At 37.5% G+C, this 22,732-nt stretch carries 26 protein-coding genes; 12 read left to right on the forward strand and 14 right to left on the reverse strand.

Annotated features, from left to right (window positions below):
* The first annotated feature begins 22 nt into the window (after window positions 1-22).
* On the forward strand, window positions 23-706 hold the full coding sequence (locus tag CBM24_RS16955) for a dihydrodipicolinate reductase C-terminal domain-containing protein (protein WP_088162055.1): 684 nt from the start codon (window positions 23-25) through the stop codon (window positions 704-706).
* A gap of 739 nt (window positions 707-1,445) precedes the next feature.
* Here the strand turns inward: CBM24_RS16955 and CBM24_RS16965 are convergent.
* Both CBM24_RS16965 and CBM24_RS16970 read right to left on the reverse strand, forming a co-directional pair.
* Window positions 1,446-2,585, reverse strand: a complete 1,140-nt coding sequence (locus CBM24_RS16965) for an acyltransferase family protein (RefSeq protein ID WP_088162057.1) — start codon at window positions 2,583-2,585, stop codon at window positions 1,446-1,448.
* Window positions 2,586-2,690: 105 nt separating this feature from the next.
* Window positions 2,691-3,488, reverse strand: coding sequence for a hypothetical protein (locus tag CBM24_RS16970; protein ID WP_157698509.1), 798 nt, complete (start codon window positions 3,486-3,488; stop codon window positions 2,691-2,693).
* A gap of 589 nt (window positions 3,489-4,077) precedes the next feature.
* Between CBM24_RS16970 and CBM24_RS16975 the strand changes: the two genes are divergently transcribed.
* Complete coding sequence (locus CBM24_RS16975; protein ID WP_157698512.1) at window positions 4,078-5,136, forward strand: transglutaminase-like domain-containing protein; 1,059 nt, start codon at window positions 4,078-4,080, stop codon at window positions 5,134-5,136.
* Between the two features lie 75 nt (window positions 5,137-5,211).
* Complete coding sequence (locus tag CBM24_RS16980) at window positions 5,212-5,664, forward strand: DUF1569 domain-containing protein (RefSeq protein WP_088162060.1); 453 nt, start codon at window positions 5,212-5,214, stop codon at window positions 5,662-5,664.
* A 60-nt stretch (window positions 5,665-5,724) separates the two neighbouring features.
* On the opposite strand, the gene CBM24_RS16985 is transcribed toward CBM24_RS16980, so the two are convergent.
* Window positions 5,725-6,171, reverse strand: a complete 447-nt coding sequence (locus tag CBM24_RS16985) for a GNAT family N-acetyltransferase (RefSeq protein ID WP_088162061.1) — start codon at window positions 6,169-6,171, stop codon at window positions 5,725-5,727.
* Window positions 6,172-6,418: 247 nt separating this feature from the next.
* Between CBM24_RS16985 and CBM24_RS16990 the strand changes: the two genes are divergently transcribed.
* Window positions 6,419-6,964: a hypothetical protein gene (locus CBM24_RS16990; RefSeq protein ID WP_088162062.1), complete on the forward strand. Its 546-nt coding sequence runs from the start codon at window positions 6,419-6,421 to the stop codon at window positions 6,962-6,964.
* Window positions 6,965-7,074: 110 nt separating this feature from the next.
* Here CBM24_RS16990 and CBM24_RS16995 read toward each other — a convergent pair whose 3' ends face one another.
* On the reverse strand, window positions 7,075-7,278 hold the full coding sequence (locus CBM24_RS16995) for a hypothetical protein (RefSeq protein ID WP_145327083.1): 204 nt from the start codon (window positions 7,276-7,278) through the stop codon (window positions 7,075-7,077).
* 286 nt (window positions 7,279-7,564) lie between these two features.
* Between CBM24_RS16995 and CBM24_RS17000 the strand changes: the two genes are divergently transcribed.
* Complete coding sequence (locus CBM24_RS17000; RefSeq protein ID WP_075994862.1) at window positions 7,565-7,765, forward strand: YqaE/Pmp3 family membrane protein; 201 nt, start codon at window positions 7,565-7,567, stop codon at window positions 7,763-7,765.
* 34 nt (window positions 7,766-7,799) lie between these two features.
* Here CBM24_RS17000 and CBM24_RS17005 read toward each other — a convergent pair whose 3' ends face one another.
* Entirely contained in the window at window positions 7,800-8,585 is a 786-nt protein-coding gene (locus CBM24_RS17005; protein ID WP_088162063.1) for an alpha/beta fold hydrolase, read from the reverse strand.
* Between the two features lie 45 nt (window positions 8,586-8,630).
* The gene (locus CBM24_RS17010; RefSeq protein ID WP_088162064.1) at window positions 8,631-9,065 is read right to left on the reverse strand and encodes an SRPBCC domain-containing protein; all 435 of its coding nucleotides are present in this window, start codon (window positions 9,063-9,065) and stop codon (window positions 8,631-8,633) included.
* Window positions 9,066-9,369: 304 nt separating this feature from the next.
* Here CBM24_RS17010 and CBM24_RS17015 point away from each other — a divergent pair, with 304 nt between their 5' ends.
* The gene (locus CBM24_RS17015; protein WP_157698514.1) at window positions 9,370-9,819 is read left to right on the forward strand and encodes a hypothetical protein; all 450 of its coding nucleotides are present in this window, start codon (window positions 9,370-9,372) and stop codon (window positions 9,817-9,819) included.
* A gap of 1 nt (window position 9,820) precedes the next feature.
* Here CBM24_RS17015 and CBM24_RS17020 read toward each other — a convergent pair whose 3' ends face one another.
* From CBM24_RS17020 to CBM24_RS17040, 5 genes are all read right to left on the reverse strand, one after another.
* On the reverse strand, window positions 9,821-10,267 hold the full coding sequence (locus CBM24_RS17020) for a hypothetical protein (RefSeq protein ID WP_088162066.1): 447 nt from the start codon (window positions 10,265-10,267) through the stop codon (window positions 9,821-9,823).
* Window positions 10,268-10,381: 114 nt separating this feature from the next.
* Window positions 10,382-11,584: a hypothetical protein gene (locus CBM24_RS17025; RefSeq protein ID WP_145327081.1), complete on the reverse strand. Its 1,203-nt coding sequence runs from the start codon at window positions 11,582-11,584 to the stop codon at window positions 10,382-10,384.
* Between the two features lie 210 nt (window positions 11,585-11,794).
* On the reverse strand, window positions 11,795-12,289 hold the full coding sequence (locus tag CBM24_RS17030; RefSeq protein WP_088162068.1) for a hypothetical protein: 495 nt from the start codon (window positions 12,287-12,289) through the stop codon (window positions 11,795-11,797).
* Between the two features lie 199 nt (window positions 12,290-12,488).
* Window positions 12,489-13,247 (reverse strand): DUF1266 domain-containing protein, encoded by a 759-nt coding sequence (locus CBM24_RS17035; protein ID WP_088162069.1) that lies wholly within the window; start codon window positions 13,245-13,247, stop codon window positions 12,489-12,491.
* A gap of 33 nt (window positions 13,248-13,280) precedes the next feature.
* Window positions 13,281-13,928 (reverse strand): hypothetical protein, encoded by a 648-nt coding sequence (locus CBM24_RS17040; RefSeq protein WP_088162070.1) that lies wholly within the window; start codon window positions 13,926-13,928, stop codon window positions 13,281-13,283.
* A 224-nt stretch (window positions 13,929-14,152) separates the two neighbouring features.
* Between CBM24_RS17040 and CBM24_RS17045 the strand changes: the two genes are divergently transcribed.
* The 4 genes from CBM24_RS17045 (at window position 14,153) to CBM24_RS17060 (ending at window position 17,030) form a co-directional block, all read left to right on the forward strand.
* A complete protein-coding gene (locus CBM24_RS17045; RefSeq protein WP_088162071.1) occupies window positions 14,153-14,677 on the forward strand; it encodes a Crp/Fnr family transcriptional regulator in 525 nt (174 codons plus the stop codon).
* Between the two features lie 51 nt (window positions 14,678-14,728).
* Window positions 14,729-15,286, forward strand: a complete 558-nt coding sequence (locus CBM24_RS17050; RefSeq protein ID WP_088162072.1) for a DinB family protein — start codon at window positions 14,729-14,731, stop codon at window positions 15,284-15,286.
* 168 nt (window positions 15,287-15,454) lie between these two features.
* Window positions 15,455-16,081 (forward strand): hypothetical protein, encoded by a 627-nt coding sequence (locus tag CBM24_RS17055; RefSeq protein WP_088162073.1) that lies wholly within the window; start codon window positions 15,455-15,457, stop codon window positions 16,079-16,081.
* A gap of 40 nt (window positions 16,082-16,121) precedes the next feature.
* Window positions 16,122-17,030, forward strand: a complete 909-nt coding sequence (locus CBM24_RS17060) for an alpha/beta fold hydrolase (RefSeq protein WP_157698516.1) — start codon at window positions 16,122-16,124, stop codon at window positions 17,028-17,030.
* A 161-nt stretch (window positions 17,031-17,191) separates the two neighbouring features.
* Here the strand turns inward: CBM24_RS17060 and arsC are convergent, their stop codons facing one another.
* On the reverse strand, window positions 17,192-17,542 hold the full coding sequence (gene arsC, locus CBM24_RS17065; RefSeq protein ID WP_088162074.1) for an arsenate reductase (glutaredoxin): 351 nt from the start codon (window positions 17,540-17,542) through the stop codon (window positions 17,192-17,194).
* A 183-nt stretch (window positions 17,543-17,725) separates the two neighbouring features.
* Here arsC and CBM24_RS17070 point away from each other — a divergent pair, with 183 nt between their 5' ends.
* The gene (locus CBM24_RS17070; RefSeq protein WP_088162075.1) at window positions 17,726-18,634 is read left to right on the forward strand and encodes a helix-turn-helix domain-containing protein; all 909 of its coding nucleotides are present in this window, start codon (window positions 17,726-17,728) and stop codon (window positions 18,632-18,634) included.
* Window positions 18,635-18,716: 82 nt separating this feature from the next.
* Window positions 18,717-19,718, forward strand: a complete 1,002-nt coding sequence (locus CBM24_RS17075; RefSeq protein WP_088162076.1) for an aldo/keto reductase — start codon at window positions 18,717-18,719, stop codon at window positions 19,716-19,718.
* A gap of 128 nt (window positions 19,719-19,846) precedes the next feature.
* Here the strand turns inward: CBM24_RS17075 and CBM24_RS17080 are convergent, their stop codons facing one another.
* Together CBM24_RS17080 and CBM24_RS17085 are read right to left on the reverse strand one after the other, a co-directional pair.
* Window positions 19,847-21,583 carry an ATP-binding protein gene (locus tag CBM24_RS17080; protein WP_075993223.1) on the reverse strand — a complete coding sequence of 579 codons (1,737 nt, stop codon included), beginning with the start codon at window positions 21,581-21,583 and terminating at the stop codon, window positions 19,847-19,849.
* A gap of 24 nt (window positions 21,584-21,607) precedes the next feature.
* Window positions 21,608-22,729 carry a histidine kinase gene (locus tag CBM24_RS17085; RefSeq protein ID WP_075993224.1) on the reverse strand — a complete coding sequence of 374 codons (1,122 nt, stop codon included), beginning with the start codon at window positions 22,727-22,729 and terminating at the stop codon, window positions 21,608-21,610.
* Window positions 22,730-22,732: the final 3 nt, after the last annotated feature.

The following is a 22,732-nucleotide window of genomic DNA, read 5'->3' on the forward strand; positions in this document are numbered from 1 at the left end:
ATGGTGTGATAAAACAAGCAATATGAATACAAAAAAAGCCTTTGTAGTAGGATCAGGAAAACTGGCAAACGCAATATTGGAAGCCGATTATTCCATTCCCTGTGTAGAAATTTCACCTTGGCAACCATCCATTACAACGACGTCTCCATCTATTGTTATACATGCCGGATCGGGCCGGGAGTTACAAGATTGTCTTGATTTTTGCGCACGTACGGGTTCGGTATTAATTGAACTTTCGACGGGCCTAGAGACCGAAAAGCTCGATACTGCTTTTCCACTTGTCATTTGCCCGAATACCTCCATACTTTTGCTAAAAACGCTCCATATGCTCCGACAATTTGGTCATAATTTCAAAGACTATGAAATATCTATTATGGAGTCTCATCAGGCCTCCAAGAATACTGAACCAGGTACAGCTTATCATATCGCCAACTCTTTACAGGTCGCTCATGAGCGTGTTGTCTCTATTCGCGATGCGAAAACGCAAGCTTATAAAATAAATATTCCCGTTGCCTACTTAGAGAAACATGCCTACCATCAGATTGTGATCAAAGATAAAAATGATGAAATTAAAATTGAGACCAAGGTCCTCGGACATGATTCCTATTCAAATGGTGTCAAAAAAATTCTTGAAGCATGTGTCAAGAATAAATTGGACAATAGAAGGTATACTGTGTTGGATTTGGTAGCTATGGGGCTACTTTAGTTAAAACTTTCAATTTAGAAAGTAGGTTTCTATAAGAGGAGTAAAAGAAAATCCATTTGGTTTTCTTCGAAGCCACAACAACTTATAAAATGGGATTTGGGGCCAATTTTTTCATTATATTTATTTTTCTACCACTGCTGGTAATTTTAATGTTATGCGGAATTTTCACAGAAAGACGCTTCTTTCGTTACGCAATTTTATCTCTCAGCGGTGGCGCAATTCTACTTTTTTCTTTGTCTCAACTTTTTCAATGGATCGCTAGCCCAAAAATCTTAAAAAAAGAAGATTATTATGGGACTTATCATATAAAACGCGACCTATTCCCAGGAAAACAAACTGACTGGCAATATGATAGCCATAATTTTATCATAAAGGATAACGATTCGATTTATTTCAACGTCGTAAGCGCAGGTAAAATATCCAAAGTTTACGAGGGCAAGATCGAAACAGTAAGTCCTTATGAATCCGCACGCTTAAAGCTGTGTATGGACTCTCCCACTCATCATATTCTTGCGTCAGATCCAACGGTGTACCGAAGTCCTTTAGGCTTTTATTTGGTATTTTATTCGTCGAAATATAACAACGTTTTTTTTGAAAAAGACTGACATTCAAGCGTTATTTAACATGACAAGATATTTTCTTTATGTACAGGTCACTGTCCTACGTAATATGCATAAAAAAACACCATAAATTGGTGTTTTTTTATTTTATAATGAATATAGGATTAGTTTGCCGGTGGCTATTTCCCTTTTGATCTTAGAAATCGTTTTGACAGATATCGCCGTACGGGTATATCGTATAACTTCAAACAGCCGTATGCAAGCACAATACTTCCGATCACAACAGCTGCTGCTCCTGGCAGAGATTCTTCAAAACTCAGATTTTCATTCTTGACCCAAGCATAGTATAGATAAATAAAGGGATAATGTACCATATACAAAGGATAGGATATATCGCCTAAAAACTTGCAAAGCCAACTTGTAATACCGCTTTCTCCCTTGCCAGATGCTCCTAAAACAACAAGCAAAGGGAAAACAACAACACAACATAACGTGTCGTACAGACCATTCATCCATAAATGCTCAGCCCCGCCAATGCGCGGCATAGCCAAAAGAGGTACTAAGATCAAACTACAAATCCAAAATGCCCCCTTGATCTGTAAAGATTTAAATATCCTCGATAGAAACAGGCCCGCTGTAAAAGAAAATAAAAGACGAAGTGAACCTGCCGTAAATTCTGTTCCTGTGAGTGAAAAACCAGCACATATATCTCCCAAGGGTCCCAATATCGCAAATGCAGCCAAACCTATTCCGAATAAAATAACGAGTCCGGCTAATGCTTTGGTCGAAAATCTTCGAATGACCAATGCATACAGGATATTACCGATGTATTCAAAAAACAACGACCAGCTTGGTCCATTTAATGGAAACATCTCCCCAAGCCCTCTCACCTCATGTCCAGGAATCGCAGGAATTAACAAAGCATTCAATAGGGTTGCGATTGCCAGCGAAGAAAATGTCACTTTGGTCACATCCCAAACAGAACAACCCTGAAAATAGAACATAACCGCTCCAATGATCGCTCCCATAACAACCATCGGATGTAAACGTATTATTCTTCGTTTAATAAATTCTTTTGTTGTCATCGTCTTCCAGCGATCATCATAAGCATAGCCCACAACAAACCCTGAAAGCATAAAGAAAAAGTCGACCGCCAAATAACCATGATTAATTCGCTGATCTAAATGGCTTGTTGCAAAGGCTTCAAAAATATGAAAGCAAACCACGGTAATAGCTGCGACCCCACGTAACCCATCAAGTACAGCATAGTGTGGTTTGGTATCTGCATAAGCGGAAGTCGGTATTTGAGTATCTGACATAAAAATAAAACGATTTGATTGATTTTTTTACAAGGAAGTAAATATAAACAAATTCGCTTATGCAGGTTTGTAACAAGTTTGACGGTTACCAATTATCTACATCTGTCATTTGATAATGGGAATATAATCCGGTAAGTAAACCTGCTCTTTTTGCATATTTTGGATGTAAATTTTAGAATAAATTTCCAAACGGATATCGGTGATGTCTGTAGTCGTCGGCTTGTCGTCTTCATCTTCTCCAAACGAAAAAATCTGTTCTTCCCTTCTATTTTTTTTATGTAAAAAATAGTAAAAGTCTTTATTTTCCCAACCTTTTATACCACTTCCCGCATCATCTTGAAGCTTCAATTTTGTAAACGTCTTCTGTAGATAGTTGTAAATATTTTGAAAATCATCTTTATTTTTTGAAGTCTTCATTGCATATAGATAAGCAAATTCACCATTTTTATCCTCTGCCACAGTCAAGGCTGGAAAAGAAATTCCGTTTAATATCGCTATGGTATCCTTTTCTTCATTGTATGAAACAGTTGTATAACGATAACCGAAATCTTTAACTGGCTTTAATTTCCGTGTTCCCCAAGCTGCGGTAGACTCGATATAAAATAACGTTGGCAGACTCCCTTCTGAATTAAAAATAGCAAGCGTATCCTTTTTAAATATGGCGGTTTCAAAGACTTCTTTCAACTCTTTCTTATCCATACTTTTAACGTCCGCATGCAGCAACTCTTCACTCCTTTTTATTTTGGGGCCATAAAATTTGGATGCATTAAAGGTCCTATCCAATTTTTCAAGTATCACCCGATCCGGATTTTGCGATTGACAGGAATACAGCATACCAGATAAAAGGATCAGACAGCATACACTATAATATAGAAAATGAAACGGCTTCATCGGAATTGTCATTCAAATTATTTTTTGGGTTATGATCTTTACTTCGACGTAAAGATCTTCAAACTAAAATAAATTTGTATTCATTTGCAAATGAAATTGTGCGGGATTAATACCTTTTGACTTTTTAGAAGTGCAGCGCAATCCAAAAGTACATCGTCGTACTTCGTTCGCGTTGGGTCCACGTTGAGTCCACCTTAATAAAGGGCTGTCACTCCAAGAGAATGTCGGATTCATCTCGGATTCACAGGGACTGTGATACGGCTCTGTCCCAATGCAGGCAGCTATCGGGCTAGAACAGAGGCTCACAGGCTGTCAAAGAAGAAATTATGCAAATTGGGCTTCTAAGTTACGAGCCAGACTATAAAACGTATTTTTGCATATAAAAATCAATTTATCGATGTTTGAAATATACAAATCGTATTAATTTAAATAGATAAAGAACAAGCAAGCGTATATTATTATGTTCAAAAAGGTATTTTCTTTAGTTTTCTGCTGTTTATCTACAGCCATTTTTTTCAAAGCATCTGCACAAGATTTCAAGCTTTCCTCTTTACCAAGTCAGTATCAAAAACCGGTCAAAAACGCACTAAAAGCTGCCGGCATGAATCGTAATGAATTGGAGAAAGTACTAGAGAAACTGCCCAAAGAAATGCGTGAAGGCGCGGCTTTTCTCATAGCTTATATGCCTAAAAATGACTTAACGACGATTAAGAGTGATCATCTTATCCATAATATTGAAAAGGCTTACCAGGCAAAATCAACATTTTCCTGGGCAAAGGAAATTCCAGATTCTATTTTTCTAAATGAGGTATTGCCCTATCGTGTATTTTCTGAAGATCTAGACGACTGGCGTGGTGATTTCTACGATCGTTTCTCAAAATATGTAACAAATAGCAAAACGATAAAAGATGCCGTTGTAGCCATAAATAAGAATATCAGAGATGAAGTAAAAGTCGATTACAATACCCAACGAAAAAAAGCTGATCAAAATCCATCTGAATCGATAAGCCAAGGGATGGCATCTTGTACCGGATTATCCATTTTACTGATCGATGCATTGCGATCAGTAGGTATACCGGCCCGGATTGCAGGTACACCAAACTGGCATGACAATCGTGGTAACCACAGTTGGGTCGAGGTATGGATTAATGGTAAATGGTATTTTACTGAATATTATCCGGACAAAGACCTAAATTACAGCTGGTTTTTGGCCGACGCAGGAAAAGCCGATCCGAATAGCAAGGAACATTCCATTTATGCGGCTTCCTACAAACCGGCAGCTACCTCATTCCCAGCATGGAGCGAAACAGAAGTATATGCAGATAATGTTTCCCAGCGCTATATTGATCTATTCAATCAGCAATATAGCCAACAATTGAACGACAAATCTTACACCCGTCTAAACGTAACCATGTATCTCAGTAACGATCAATGTCAACCGGAAGGCAGAACAAAATGCAATGTAGATATCTTTCAAGGAAATGATCAAATTGGCGGTGGTTCGACCGCAACTAAACTGCAGGATGCGAATGATTATTTAACATTTATCGTGAAAAAAAATCAGTCTTATACCTTGAGGTACAGCAATAAAAATGGGCCCACCGAAAAGAAAGTAACTGTAAAAGATGAGCCTTTAAATGTGATATTATACTTCAATTAATATAGATTATTATTTCGTACGTTATCATCCCCAACCAAAGTTCCAGCAACCTGAAAACCAATTAGCATTTAAATTATGAAAAATATTTTTGACAAAACAGTGAGTGATGAAGTGATAGCACGGATTCAAAATCTTAATCCAGACAGCAGTGCCCAATGGGGTAAAATGACTGTCGATCAAATGTTAGCCCACTGCAACGTGACCTATGAATTAATCTATGAAGACAAGCATACTAAGCCTACTGGATTAAAGAAACTACTACTAAAATGGTTTGTAAAGAATCTGGTGGTCAATGAAAAACCTTATAAGAGAAATAACCCTACTGCTACAGAGTTTCTGGTAACATCCAGACGTGATTTCGAGATCGAGCAACGTAGGTTAATCGATTACATTAGAAAAACGCTGGAATTGGGCGAAAATTATTTTGATGGGAAGGAGTCCCATTCTTTCGGCAAGCTGAAAAGCTGGGAGTGGAACAACATGTTTTATAAACACCTGGATCATCATTTGACACAATTTGCCGTCTAATTAATCTCAGTTGCCAACTGGATCGCCAGGCGCAGAAGTGCCCTGACGATCCAGTTAAGGTTATCGCCACCAATGATAATAGTTATGCATGCCGTCGTATTCAAATCCACACCTCGGATAAAGACTATTACCGATAACATTTGTTTTCTCGGTCTCAAGCATCAGACCACAAGCTCCAGTCTCTTCACACCAGACTTTACTACGATCTATAAGCCGAACCGAAAGACCTTTACTCCGGTGATCAGGATGCACAAATAGATCACTCAACAACCACTGTCGCTGCAATTTAGTATAATGAAACAATTTATAAAGCTGAACAAAACCAACAGCTTGTTCGCCCTGAATTGCCAAAAAGATTTCTGACTCTCCGTACAAAAATCGCTCCCTCAAAAATTCTTTGGCTTTTTCCAAATCCGATTCCTGTCTGTAGAAAATCCGATAAAGATTGAATAACGCTGCTGCTTGATCAAGATCCTCAAGACTTGCCTTTCTAATGTTATAATTCATTTCATTAAATAGTTTGATTTATAGTGCAAATGTATCGCAACTCTTTCGTGTCGACCTCATCCAGAAAGCAGATGTACAGTGGTCCAATCTTCCGTAACATGGATTTCGATGCGACCAATAAACAAGTTCATAATAATTTCAAAAACAGACTTCATGCCTTTATAACAACAGTTGTCGAATTATAAATGCTTTTGAACGAATTGTAAGTCTTCTGTACGGTCAATTTATAAGGTCCCTATATTTAGATATGAAAAGGAGAAAATTAGCAGCCACAGACAGTGAAACCTTTATTAATTATTACCTACCTAATTGGCGATCCATTATCATCGGTAGTATCTTGATTTTAATGGGGATATCTACATGTTTCATCGCTTATCATCCGAATGATTCATTTAAAGAGAATTTCAGTGCTATGGTACTTGACTTTAAAGATGTATTTCGCTTTTTAGTCTCATTATTTATGCTGTTGCTCCACTTATCTTTTATTATCGGCGGCTGCCTTCTTCTAAAGAGCAGCAGGAAGATCATCCGAGCCCGAACAGATAAAAAAGGATTGTATTTTAAACGGATTAAAAAGAAGACCGGGAGTATGTGGGCTTTAGCAGATTTGGATGCGCTGGTATTCGTGCCCTACATTCAAATCGTTAATATCCGTATTATTGAAAGCAATTGGTTGGGTCCTAGACTTGAGCTTGAGACTTTTCAAGGTAAAGAAATCCTTACCATGTTGAACGTATTAAGCCGAAAACAAAAAGAGCAAATTTGCCAAACCGTGAAAGAATATGGTATTTAATGGAGATGTGGTCTGCTCTCCCCTGTTTAAACAAGTAAAGTTTACTAAAATCAGAAAAAACTGATTCTAGTAAACTTTTACTTTAAACGATTTGCGGGTATAATTTATAATCAATCGTTGGGCAACAACTGATCGACATATTCTCTGATCTCTTGGGGTAACATAAGATAAACCGATGTTTTCAGATTTGCTTTACTTGGTTCCCCATCGATGAAAATATTCTTAAATCCATCATTGAGCCATTTCCCCTCATCCTCTAGATATCCACGATATTTGCTGTCTAAATTTTCAATAATACTATTGTTGTTTCCCATGTTTTCCGTCATTTATTCTATGTAATCTGCATCTAAAATATTCGACAGGGGAACATCAACATTGGTGCCACACCTCCTTAAAATTTTAAAATTCATCTGTCGGAAGGCATATTTTAAGTTTTCTTAACATTTACCTATTCTACCAACACAAAACTACTACACATTAATTATCAACATATTACAACCAAACAAAAAAATAACTTAATTTGCTTTAATTGATATTATTCGCGATTTTTAATGGTGAATACCGTACTTTTGTATTTTAATGTTTATAACCCTATTATTTATGATATTAATAGCAGTCTTACTTCCTTGGTTATCGTTTTTCTTACGCGGTAAGATTCTAAGTGGCATTCTCTGTTTGATCCTACAGATGACCATACTGGGTTGGATACCCGCAGCCATTTGGGCGGTTGCATCTCGTGTTGACGGAAAAAACGAACAGCGCATACGTAAGATGGAACGTAATATGCGTAATTATCGATAAACCTTTGGCGCGAACTTATTCGATTGAACAGGTTTCAATTGGGTGCCAAAAAATGCTGTATTTGTCCTAGTGTAAAATCGATCAATTGGTCATTTACATCGCCATTAAAATCAGCCATCATATAGTTCCCATGATTAGCCGGTAAAATAAGCAGTCGGGCATGAGGAATCTGCTGTTGCATGGCAGCTAGATGTGTCGTTTTTACAACATCTTGGTCTCCCCCTATCAAAAATACCGGGCAGGTCAAAAGCCTTAAGGATTCCGTTTCGAAGTCTTTAAAGTTTATCATGCGCTGGCTATCTTTTTCATACATATTTCGAAATTTCTCCGGATCTGGATTCAGCTTCATAAAGTTCTCTTTGAGAAAAGGTGGTATATCGTTAATTGTTGAAGCTTCCATACTTTCAAAAAAACCATCTAAAAGTCCCTCTCTTTTGGTATTTCCCGATGCTGCAATCAGCTTTTCCACCTTGTCCGGATACATCGTCGCAAATTTCAAAACTGTTGTCGCTCCATTACTAAAGCCAAAAAATGATGCTTTTGCGATAGAAAAGAAGTCAAGAACAGCCGAAATATCTTTCGCATCCTGCTCGAAGGTTTCGGGGGTGGTTCTGTGTTCGGATCTTCCATGATTTTGCAGGTCTATCACAATCAACTGGTACTGATCATGCAATCTTTTTATTGTCTCTTCAAAATCAGAGAATCCAGAGGAACCTCCGCCATGAATCAATACTAAAGGCCTTCCTGTGCCGAATATTTCGTAGTAAAGTTTTATTCCATTAGCAGGTGCATAACCGCTTTTCGATTCTATTTCACGCATAATTTATTCTATAAAGTCTATATTTCTGTCAGTAGCAACACGCTTCTACAACGATTTGTTTTCTATAAATTTTTTAAAACTTAGCAAGACCCCATCGGTAAAAGACTGTTGTAGGTCCAAAGGTGTAAACGTATCAGGTTCGAAAGTTTCCCGGATAATCGTATTGTTATCAATCGCTTGAAATTCAACAACACACGTTCTCCCTCCACTGGTACTTTCAATATACTCCATCCAAATAATCTCATCGTATACTCCTACATAATCAAATCCCTCGCGGCTATTTTTTTGTTCCATTCTAAAATTAAACATCCCGCCCTCTCTAAAATCAATATGAACAGCAGGACAGTGCCAATCGTCAAATGGAATATTCCATTGCATAATTGCATCAGCATCATTCCAGTATTTCCAAACATCGGCTAGTTGTTTTTCAACTAAAATAACCGAAACCAAATTTTTGACAGGACGATCTTTATGTTTCATAGGATGTTTTAAATGATAAGAATACTTTTGTCTATCTACATTGGTTTAAAATCATTCCGTCCAATGTTCTGATACAAAAGATCACATTGCGCGGCACCACAATATTAATAAACTATACAGAAATTCGACTTGTCCTATGACAATATTGACTTACGCTGCACACATTTTTCTGCGATACCGCGGAGCTGCACCTATAGCTAAGGAAAGGATGAAAGCCTACCGTAAAAGGTCGATTAAAGAATAAACAGACGACTGTGGTATATTTATTGTGTGAATATCATGAAATATATAAAAACCGATTCAAATGAGAAAACTAGCATTTATAGTCATGAGCCTTGTTACTTTTACATCTTGTAACAATGCCCCCAAGAACAGCGAATCCAAAGAAACAGCTGTCCAAGGTAAGGAAGAAGCAACTCCATCGATCGGCGGCAGCAAGGATGAGCACGGTTGTTTAGTCGCGGCAGGACAAACTTGGAGTGAGATCAAACAAGGATGTATCCAGGTATTCAATGTTGGCTTACGCCTAAATCCAACGGAGAAAGAAGAAGGAAAAGCTGTCATTAGTGCCTTTGTTGTCCTTAGCGAGGATAAATCAAAGCTAGAATTATTTTTACCTGATGACAGTAAAAAAACCATTATCCTGGATAAAGTCGAAAACGACATTTACCAAAAGGATAACTATAAATATGATGCTAAAAAATCAGCGCTTTACGTGAATAATACGATCAAGTACACAGGTGATGTTGAGTAGCCTAGAAAGATTGAACTATTGGCACAATTTGTACTACATAAGGCCCTGAGTAATGATTCCCTATCATTTTATTCTCATTCACCGTAATATGATATTGGCCAACATCTTTAAATCTATAGGCAAGCTCTTGGCCAAAGGGGCCATCAGCCGAACCATCGGGCATAAAAAGCTGACTAATTCGTACATTGGCTGTATCCGTGGGAGTTTTTATTTTGATAAGAACCGAATCCGCCTGATGGACTGAAATGAAAATAGTATCCGTTTTCCCTGATACCATACTCATTTCCTTAGATCTGCCACCACCAAAAAAGGTTACGTTAGAAGGTAAATCCTGTGCCTTGTGCTTAGATTCATTTGTACTGGACTGTGGCGGGCGCTGAGGTAATTGACAAGCTCCATACAGAAAAACTACCAACACATTCATGATCAATAATTGTAATTTACCCATAACGTTTTACTTAGGATAACAAAAGCTATTAAAATACGGTTTTAGTTACGCCAACTTTTTCTATACAAATCAAACGTTGATACTGGATTCTTTATACCCCTACCACTTTATCGGTTATCTCGTTTTATGAACTTCCTCCAGCATTTCAGTAATACACTGCATGAATAATTCATGGCCTTTCACGGGGTCATAAATGAACCCATGGCCACCAGCCTTCAGTGTCCGAAGATGCCAAGCCGGTGATTTTCGGCTAGCGTAGACAGCACTGATCTTCGCTATTGGATAGATGGTATCGTCAGCCGTGTGAAAAGAATATATTGGTCTATCGCTGTGTAGCCGTTCCCAATCGATCGGCTCAATAACGAGTTCACAATCGGCAGATAATGTGAAGAAGGCACTAAATGGTGTATTACTTTGAGCGGCAAACCAATAAACGGCTGTACCACCATTAGACATTCCACCAAGGTAAATTTCTTTGCTATTCAGTAAATAGTTTAGTTTGACTTCTTCGGTAATTGCTAACACCTGTTGAAAGGCAGAACGTTGTCGTACCCAACCGTACGATTTTTTTCCAAATGGATAAATTACAACAAATCCCAAATGATCTGCCAATTTAAAAATCGGCTCATCCGCTACACTTGGGTCCTCGAACTGGAACTCAGTGACACTTGAGACACCACCATGTAAGTAGACGATAGCTCTTACGTTGTTTTTATCTTTAAGCTCCGCAGGTAGATAGACCAAATATGGTACAAGACTATCGCCCATTTGATTCCAATATAAAACAAAGCCTGATTTGACCACCTCACCTGCCCCCCTTGAACTATTATGTTGAATCTTTTTTAACCACTCACGTTTAGCCTCAGCTTGTCGCTTTTTCAACTGCGCTACCTGTGTTGATAGCCGATCCAATTGATTTTGATAGGCAATTTGTTTTTTTAAATTTTGAAATTCCTCGGCCGATGAAAAATACCGGTACTCATCATCAGTTATTCCAAGTCCCAGCTTAATTCCTTCCTCAAACCACGCTATTGCCAAGTCCACACTGTCTACATTCGCCGCTGCCACCATCGCGTTGGCGTAATCATATTTTCCTATCGAATCTTTCTGTATAAAAGCAGCTTTAAAATCGTTCAGAGCAGCTTGGTAGCGCTTGTCCTTCAAATTTTTCCCCGCACTTTCCATTAATAATGAATAGGATGACATATTAGCCAAACGCATCTTCGCTTGTGGAATCTGAGACTGAGACCTCCCAATCGCAATTACGAAACAAAACACAAACACAAGAGAACCAGCATTAATTAACGTACTCATCATCTGAAAGTCTTTATAAAATCTCAATCATAAAAATTAAATGTCGAACCAAAGTAATCTAATTAGATCTCGAACACGAATTGTTCAAACGTCTTAAATATAGATGGCAATAGGGACTTCTCTTAATCTATTTCGGTGAAACAAAGAAAATCATCGGTGAATAATCATCTGATGGGGATAAGCGAAGGCACACCTAATTTCCTAATTCATAAGTTACATCGTCCACAAACTCCATTTTGATTTAATTGCATGTGGATTTAGTTCCCGTATTTTTTGATAAAAAACATAGAAATTTCTATTCCAGAGGGAATAGTTATGCGTAAAACTGAAAATGGACTGTCCCTTACTATCCAATTGAACGACAACTTGCCAGATATAGTGATTATTAATTTGAGTCGATGTCCTACGAAGTTCAATGATATCCACTAACCTAAAGGATCTACCTGCCCCGCCTCTTCGACCGACAGCGTAGAAATAATTTTCATCAAAAAAATAATCTTCGTCACTTAACAGATTATCTTCTATACCAAATAGAAAGGGTCGTGACGACAGTTTTCTTAATTTATCTGTTTCAAAATGATCATTCATCTCATAGCTTTTTTTAACACCGTATATATAATTTTTAGTTACATTTTTCTTATAGACTTGTGTCAACACGACAACGATCAACACACAACTGATAACCAAAACAATGCCTTTAAAATTCATTTATTCCAATAAAAAAGGAAATTAACTGACACAAATTACATAGAACGTAGGAATTCCCCCTTCATCTTTCTCGATAGCATCTAATCTTTCGAGATAGCTATGGTCGCGGATTTCTTTCTGAGCGATTTATTGTTCCAATTGATAGCGCAAATCCAAAGCCGTAAAATGTAGTGGATGTGAAGGCCACATGAGACAACACTCAGACGGAATGATTACCATTCCACCATGCGACATTATTCCAAGGACTTCCTTTCTTTTCTTTAAGATACCCAATATACCTTTTCAAGTAAGATTTCCCAATTTTACTGTTTAACCCAACTTGATCTTCTCCTTCCATAAAATGATCGGAAAATAGCAACCAATCACTAAAATGCTTTTTCGCATATACTGACAACTTTTTGAGAACATCTAATGCCACAGGTTTTGATAGATATCCAACGTCCGTTGCGGATGTCGTAATATGACTTGCGACAGCAACAACAAAGGCATTCACCCCTACTTTGGAGATATCCCAAACGGCTGTATCGATTTTGCCGTTTTTTTCTTCCAATGCGGTCCCTGTCTTTTCTATTCCAAGTAAGGTAAAATATGAGCTCAACATTTCAAGACAGCTGTCTGTATCTGTTATACCAAAATCTCTTTTTAATAATTTGATAAAATCACTTCTATATTGATCAATTTTGGGATAATTTCCAAATTGATATAAGTGAATCGGATAATTTCCATCATCTCCTGTACTTCCGAATACCGTAAACCAGTCCCCAAAAACAATGACTCTAAATGCGGCTCCTAATGCATTACCAAACTGTTCTTCATAAGGAATATCCAGAAGTATATTGTTATCAATTGCTAAACTATCCTCCCTTTTTTTCTCTTCGGCTTTCAAAGTCAGTTCATCTTTGGCTTCATGCACACCTTCCTTTGCCGCATTCAATAATTCTCTTAAAAATTTAAACATAACGGTATTGATATTAACTACTTAAAAGAAATCTTACTTACTATATTTTGCTACAAGCGCATAATCATAGGGGATTCTCATGGACAAGTCGCGTGCTTGCCAAATATCTCCTTCAGACGCCTGGTAAAAATCATAGGCATTTTTCAAGAAATTTTCACCGTTTGGAGCCTCCACCCAACTTTTCTTCTCTCGATTGTAAAGTAAAATCATACAACTCACGCAACGATAATTACCTGCTGTTTTTGGGTTTTCAAAACAAGTTCCAACTTTAATATTAATCTTCTGATTGATTATCACATCGGTCAATTTACGATCTGTGAGATGAATTAATGCGATTTGTGCATCCTCATGATCCGGTGGTAACTTCGCTATTACTAATCGTCCAAAATCTGTCTTTCTAATTTTTTCGATTTCTAAAGCCCTAAATTCTGGCGATATGCGATTTGTATCAATCGGGTATAGATCATCTTCTACAGCTGCCACTTCAGTCGTCGTTACTTCGGTAGCCCCAGCGGCAAGTAGCTGTTTATTGTTTTCATAATTTTCCCAATCTGCTGTATCGTAGGTAACCCACTGCTGTATCTTATAGAGCAAGGTTTCCCTCTTATTGACTTTGATAAAAAACGCCGCTATTAAAAATGAAACCAGCAAAATGAACAGGATAACAAGGACTCTTTTCAAACTAAAATTATTTAATTAAGTATTTAAATCTGTAAAATCGTGAAAACATATTCCATGTTTTCATTTAATACCGTAAATCTGCACATAATTATTCAACCGGTAAATCTGGAACCCATATTAGGTCAAAACTTGGCGATATTTGTAGCTCAATAATCAATATTTGAAAACAGCAATACAATCGCTAATTTCGAAGACCTTTAATGATTCAATTAAATCCAACGTGTATGCATAAGCTGTTAGATCTCATATCACCTCGCATCTTTAAAAAAGAAATTTCTTTTAGGAGGAACGAATACATTAAAATGAATGGTTCGATTGATTCAAAGATTTATTTCATAAAAAAAGGCAGCATCAAAATCTCTATTTTTCAGGAAGATCATGAACAGATTATTCGCTTTGGATATGATGGAGATCTCATTGTAGCTATGGATTCTTTTATTCATGGTAGCTACTCGGATTATGCAATTCAGGCAATAAAGAAAACAGATATGCTAATCGCCGAGAAGGAAGATTTTATGAATTTTATCTATTCCACTTCAGAAAACACAAATTTATATATAACTATCTTGGAACAGTTGGTGTTACAGCAGCTTGAAAGAGAACGAGATCTATTGCTGGACTCCCCAAAAAACAGGTATGAAAGACTCATTAAACGAAATCCTAGATTATTTCAACTAATTCCTAATAAGCATATCGCCAATTATCTTAGAATGAGTCCCGAAACTTTATCAAGAATCAGTAAATCTTGAGTTAAATCAATTTTTTTCCAATTTATTTTCGAGTATTTTATCAAAAAAAAGATGAAATGTAAATCATTAGAACTACTTGATCAACTGGAAAAGCAAGTACAAGAACATATGTCATTTGTCAATTCCCTAGAAGCCCTTTCTCAGGAGACATTACGTAAAAGACCTCATGAAGGGTCCTGGAATATCCTCGAATGCATACAGCACCTGAATCTGTACGGAAGTTTCTATTTACCTGAAATCACAAAAAAAATATCCGAAAGCAATCTTGGCCACAATGTTGATTTCAAAAGCGGTTTTTTAGGAAACTATTTTGCTAATTCTATTTTACCAAATGATAAGGAAAAAAAGATCAAAACTTTTCGAAAAATGGATCCCAGAAATCTTATGCAGAGCGCCGAACCGATTCCAGTTTTTTTAGAACAGCAAAATAGACTACTTCATCTACTCGATAAGGCAAGGTCAAAAGATTTAACTAAAATTCGCATTAGGCTATCTTTCAGCAACTGGATACAGCTCCGTTTAGGAGATATATTTCGCTTTATTATTCATCACAATACCAGGCATATTGTACAAATAAAGAATATCTTATCGTTAACTACAACACATTAAAATAGGGTCCTAAAGAAGCCCACGCCATATACACCAAAAGCATGTGGGCTTACCGACAAATAATATTGACTAACCGAGGTAAACCCTATATTGACCGAATAGCACTATCATGATACATGATTATGTATTTATTTTAGACAGGATCAGATAACCAATAAAATAAAAACAATGCATAGAATTATAGGAATATGGATCGTCTTCTTGATTTGCTTTTCTCAAAATAGTATTGGACAAGTAAAAGATTCAAACTATTTTCTCGAAAAAGATAATACTAAGGTACCGCCGCAGGCCAACATTTTACCGCTACAAAATTTCAACTTCCACGTCAAACCCTATCAGGCTTTAGGAACCAAAGTGATCGTAGATTCATTATCGCTCGGAGCAGATAATTATATCATTTATACATTTAGCGTAACCAAATCTCCTCATGACAAGGAATATTATTCTTTCTGCAATATTGTCGTTAAATTAACCCCGCAGGAGTCTATGATGACTTTAGCTCAAACGAATAAAATTTACGCTGGAAATGTCTCAAGAAACCACCCCGACTATTTTGGTCAGGGCACTTTAATACGGGATGATTATCGTATTGATTTTATAGCATTTACGCAAGAAAACCATGATATTAGCGTAATTAACACTAAAATTTACAACCTTTCAAAAGGTAGAACCATATTGTTGGAACAAGATACCTTCCACCAATTTATGCTAAATGATTACCAATTTTCGGACATTGGACTACAATCAACCAATGACCTTAAAGAACATATTGCAGGACTAATAAATAAACGGTAAACGCGAAAATTCATCCTTTCATTTGAACTTTAAAATAAATATGAAAACCTGGACGATCATGCTATTCTTCGTTTCCATTGGGGGCATACAAACGTATGCGCAGGAAACGGCTAATATTAAAGGTATACGAACATCCTATTGGGTAAAGGGGTTGGAAAAAAGAAAAGCCAACGAGCCAATCGTCATTTTTGAAAGTGGCATCGGCATGAGCGGGAACAATTTTTCCGTCCTTTTTCCCAAATTAATGAATAATATACCGTATTTCAGTTATGACAGAAATGGCTTAGGAAATTCGGATCCTGATCCATCCTTAAAATCTGACCAAGATGTCGTGGACAAATTACATTTAATCCTATCCGCTTTAGAAATTAAACCGCCCTATTTACTCGTCGGGCATTCGCTGGGCGGAGCTTTTGTTAGGCTGTTTACAGCTAAATATCCGGATGAAATTGCCGGCTTAGTCCTCATCGATCCTACCGATTTTATGTTAACAGAAACAGAAGACGCAATTGCTACTGAAACATCAAATAGCCAGATAGGTTACCAACAACTCTGGGTAAAAATGCTTTCAGATATGATAAACGACAAAAACCTTGGTGAGGGTGTAAAATTGGAAATGAAAAGAGAGCTGGCAGTCAGCGAAAAACATTTTTTTAAAGAATATGCCGATTTACCGCTTCTAAAAAATATCCCTGTTACCGTATTCATCGCCTACAATCGACCTATCGAGCGATATGAAAAAGAAATGAACAGTAAATTGGGAATAAATGATAGATTTTGGTTTGATGCCTATGACCAGCTTCGAATCAAACACTATGCAAATCTAATCAAACAAAATAACAATTGTGAACTGATTCTTTTACCAGGATACAGCCATGGGATACACCAACAAGACCCTGATAAAGTCGGTGTAAGCATAAATAGCCTCTTTAAAAAAATAACCCACTAAATCATGTCGATTAAAATAATATCATAGGAGATATCTTTAACCGTTCAAAAAAAAGCCAAAATTAGTGATTAGAAAAAAAATTTAAGTACATCCAACACGGCTGCAGCTATATTCAAAAAATGTTTCATACAACGGAAAACACAACAATCAAGCCAGCATCATCACTTAGCACCAATGAGTGCTAAAACTTTTTCGATAGGTCGACCAATTACTGCTACACCGTCCTTTACAACGATAGGGCGCTCAATCAAGATCGGATACTCCAGCATCACATCGATCCATTGCTCATCTGTCAAGTGAAGATTTTGGAATTTTTCCTGAAAGACCGGTTCTCCTTTTCTGATAAGTTCCAAAGGTTTTAAAGCAAGTTGACCCAATAATTCAATCAATTGGCCTCTCGTCGGAACATCGTTTAAGTACTCCTGTACTTCTATATCCACAGCTTGATGCTGTAGCAGCTCCAATGCATTACAACTCTTACTACAATTTTTATTATGATAAATTTTAATCATGGTCGCAATATGTAAAGGATATCCTTGTGATAAAAAATCAATTATTGGATACCCTCAAAAATAGTAACAAAATCACAAACAGTTCAAATAAAATGCCATTGGCTAACTAAATATTCGAATTCATTTTCGAGAAACTGATCCGTTTATGACGTAGGATTGTTTCTCTTTTTTTAATTTAGTAATATGAAATCAGCCGAAAGTGTGACAGATTTTTACAAAAGGCAACCAGGTTTAACTCATCTGGATTTGCCGCTAAATAATACGGGAATTGGGCATTTCAATGTTTTCAGCAGGGAATCCTGTACTGTCGTCTCTCCGTACAATCGCCGCGATTTTTATAAAACCTCCCTTATCATAGGGCGTGGAAAACTATATTACGCAGATAAGTGGATACAAATCGATAGACCTGCCATGTTATTTGCGAATCCGGTTGTTCCATATGCTTGGGAACCCGAATCCTCAGAACAATCCGGATGGTATTGTGTATTTACAGAAGAATTTATACAGCATAGTGAACGGATAGAAAGTCTAAAAGACTCTCCCCTGTTCAAGATAGGTAGCAATCCGATTTATTTTCCGGATGAAACACAATTAGCAGAAATTTCTACAATCTTCCAAAAGATGATGGTTGAAATGAACTCGAGCTATATCCATAAAGATGATATGTTGCGAAGTTATCTACATCTTCTAATTCATGAAACGATGAAATCGAGTCCCGCAGCGAGTTTTGGATCATATACCAATGCATCGACCAGGGTATCGGGACTATTTCTTGAGCTGTTAGAAAGACAATTTCCAATCAATACCTTTCAACTTAGCCTGCAATTGAAAAGCCCAGCAGATTATGCGCATGCGCTTTCGGTTCATATCAATCACCTCAATAGGTCGGTAAAAGAAGCCACAGGCAAAACCACCAGTACACATATTGCAAACCGTGTGGTCCAAGAAGCCAAAGCTTTGTTGCTGCATACCAATTGGAATGTATCGGATATTGCCTACAGCCTAGGATTTGAATATCCATCCTATTTTACCAATTTCTTCAAAAAGCAAACCGGGATGTCTCCAAACCAAGTCCGAAGCAATACTGTTTGAATTGTATAACAATCTGTTTGATTGTCTTAACTCGCTTCGTTTGTTCCATATGTACTTTTGTATTGAACAAAATGTAATCATTATGAAATATAGAAATCTTGGAACAACAAATGAAAAACTCTCTGCGATTGGATTAGGTTGTATGGGAATGAGCTTTGCTTACGGACCTACGGACGAAAAAGAGAGCATTGCAACATTGGAAAGAGCATTGGACCTCGGCATTAATTTTTGGGATACCGCGGATATGTACGGCAACGGTGCCAATGAGGAACTTATTTCAAAAGTGCTTGTTCCCAACCGTGACAAAGTTTTTATTGCAACAAAATTTGGATTTCGCTTTAAAGATGAAATAGCAGGTCCAAGTGGTACGGCAAACACCTATTTCGATGGCTCGCCCGAATGGATAAAATTAGCGGTAGAAAAAAGTTTAAAACGCCTTGGAATCGATACCATAGATCTTTATTATGCGCACCGCGTAGACCCCAATATTCCTATCGAAGAGACCGTAGGCGCTATGGCAGAATTGGTTAAAGAAGGAAAAGTGAGGTATTTGGGTTTAAGCGAAGCATCTCCCGCATCAATCATTAAAGCAAATACCGTACACCCTATAGCTGCTTTACAGAGCGAATATTCGCTCCTTACACGTGATGTAGAACAAGAAATCTTACATACCGTAAGGAAATTGGGGATAAGTTTAATTCCTTATGCGCCTCTAGCGCGTGGATTATTTTCCAATTCTTTAAATTTAGAAGATCTTGCTTCGGACGACTTTAGAAGAACCTTACCTCGAAATCAAGGTGAACATGCATTGAACAATGCACATTTAGTCGCCAACTTCTCCCTAGTGGCAAAAGATAAAAACTGTAGTCCAATACAACTCGCTTTAGCCTGGGTACTGGCACAGGGAAATGACATCATTCCTATTCCAGGAACTAAAAAAAGAAAATACCTGGAGGAAAATGTTGGTGCCCTTGATGTACAATTATCGAATGATGATTTAAAAAAAATAGATGAAATACTTCTTAAATACCCCAATATCGGAGCACGATACAGTGAAGGTGCTATGGCTTTAGTCAACCATTAATCCATTTTTGAGATTATAAGTGGCTTGCCGGCGCCACTTATAATCTCAAAAATTGTTCTCCTCTCATCCGTCCTTATTATGTTGTCATAATGTGCTGTATGAACAGATACGAATCGTTTAATATGGTATTAATTATCGGAAATCGCAGTACGCAATGAAAAATAGAAAGAACTTCCTGCGCCATAATCACTTTCAACACCAATTTCGCCACCTTGCGCTTCTATAAACTCCTTACTAATACTTAAACCAAGTCCTGTTCCACCCTTTTTTGACCCTGGCACACGGAAGTAACGCGCAAATATTTTATCCAGATATTTCGGCTCGATCCCTTGCCCACTGTCGGTAACGATAAATTTTGTTTTAAGTTCGCTGTTTTCCACTGCGATACGAATAAGCGAATCCTCATGGGAGTAACGTATTGCATTGGAAAGAAAATTTGTAAGAACCCAGGCCGTTTTCTCATTGTCAGCAAATATAGCTTTCACATTAGGTCCTACCTCGATAACAAAGTGGATATTTTTTTGATTCGCAGCAAATTGATTTGCCATGATAGCATATTCAATAATAGGCTGTATTTCTGTCGTATGTAAGTTAATTTGAATAGAACCACTTTCAACCTGCGTCATATTTAACAGTTCACCGGTTATTTGAAGCAAGCGGTTAGAATCATCTTTTATTCCATTTAACAACGTGAGCTGCTCGGTATTCAGATGACCTATTTGCTCGTTTTCCAACAATTGAACCCCCATCTGAATCGCCGCAATAGGTGTTTTGAACTCGTGCGAAACAGTACCGATGAAGTTTGTTTTTGCAAGATCAAGTTCCTTAAATGGCGTAATATTCTTTAGGATAACCACCTGCCCGATAAACTTTGGCTCAAGTTCACCCGTAGGCAAAACATTGATATCGATAACATCTTTTTCAAAATAGCTTTCTCTATCATCTGCATAAATTTTAACAGCATTTTTTTCACGTTTTTCTACAGGAAGAAAAAGATCTTTAAAAATATCCTTAGCAAGATCATTTTCATCTGAAACCGCTAAAGCAGATCTTCCGAGAAGTTGATCTTTATGTAGATTTGTGATGCGAAGTGCTTCCTCGTTGACAAAAATGACACGTCGCTCTTCGTCGAAGCCTATCACCGGATCATGCATATGATCAACAAGAGACTCAATTCGTCTTTTTTCCTTTAAAATTTTTTCAAGTTTACTTTCAGCGTATTCTTCAAGTTTCTCTGCCATGGAATTAAATGAAGCGACGAGTTCGGCAAACTCACCTCCGCTCTGCACCTGAATACGCTCTTTGTAGTTCTGTCCTGCAATCTGTCGAATACTCGCTGTCAATTTTGCAATGGGGTCAGCTATATTGGACGGCAAATTGACCAGCAATATAAAAGCAATGATAAAACAGAGCGCCCCGGCAAATGAAATGACCAAAATTGCATGTTCGGCGGTGCGATCCGCAATAATACTCTTCCGAGAAATTGCCGTCATATTTTGTTCCATTAACAAGGCAATATCCTTTCTGATAGACGAGACAATAGTAACATCTAAGGGCTTATCTCGCAGTTTTAAAAAATGTTTGGCAATTGCGTTTGTTGTTTGCTGCTCTCCGACTTCGGTAACATTTTTCCGTTGTTTGTCAAGATTAATCTGGAAATTATTAAAAGCAGCTTTTTCAACAGGAATTTCCTCCAATGCCAATAACATATTCTTGGCGTACAGCAGCGTATTGTAGTTCGCTGTCAGTATATTTGCGGTATCCTTTTTTAACCGGTTTACATACCAACCACTTAGTGCGGCAAGTAGAAAGATCATGAGGAAAAGTGATCCTACACCAAAGGTAAGTTTCGTTTTTATTTTCATCTTATTCACAATTTGTCTTTATCATTAAGACAATATAATCAGGTCGATGTCTTCGGTCGACAGTTGTGCCAGCAGTTTGCTAAATGTATCCTTAGCAAGTAACATCCTTAAAAGAGATAATCGTGGTTTTCCAATGCAAACTGTGGTGATCTTGCGGAGCTCGCACAAAGCGATGATCTCTTTTGCCACACTGTGACTTTCTACTTTGATAATTTCTCCACCAAGTTCTGTCGCCAGTTTAAAGTTATTGATCAGGTGTCGTTGTTTGTTTAAGGCTATCCGATCTCCGCGCTCTTTTGGCAACTGTACATAGAGCAAAAACCAACTGCTATTATAATATCCTGCTAAACGTGCTGTTTTTCGGATGACGTTTTTTGCTTTTATTTCATTAGAACTTATACAAGCCAGGAAACGCTCCTTTCGCACCCATCGTTGGGGTTGAACTTCAATCTCTACTTTGCGTTGAACCTGGGAGGCAACTTCCTTCAAAGCCATTTCACGCAATTGTAAGATATGTTCGCTTTTAAAGAAGTTTTGAAGCGCTGCCTGAATTTTTGACGCGTCATAGATCTTGCCCTCTTTTAGGCGAATGATAAGCTCTTCTGCAGTAAGGTCAATATTAACGACTTCATCTGCGGAATCAATAACACTATCGGGAACACGTTCTTGTACTTCAACACCTGTAATCGCTTTGACCTCTTCGTTTAAACTCTCAATATGCTGGATATTAACAGCGCTGATCACATTAATCCCCGCTTCAAGAATCTCCATAACATCCTGCCACCTTTTGGTATTTTTACTGCCTTCAATATTTGTATGTGCCAACTCATCGATAATAACAACCTCGGGATGTGAATTCAAGACAGCATAAAGGTCCAGTTCCTCCAACTGTTTGCCTTTGTAAAAAAGATGGCGTCGGGCGATAAGGGGTAGACCGTCGAGCAATTGATGTGTTTCCTTCCGATTATGTGTCTCAATATAGCCAATACGCACATCGATTCCTCCCTGTAAAAGGGTATGTGCATCCTGTAACATACGGTATGTTTTTCCTACGCCTGCACTCATACCGATATAAAGTTTGAAGCGACCTCTTCTCGATTTCCGAATAAGGTCCAAAAAGTGTTCAGCGCTTTTCCTCTCTTCCATTTT

Source organism: Sphingobacterium sp. G1-14, assembly GCF_002196555.1.
Lineage (GTDB): Bacteria > Bacteroidota > Bacteroidia > Sphingobacteriales > Sphingobacteriaceae > Sphingobacterium > Sphingobacterium siyangense.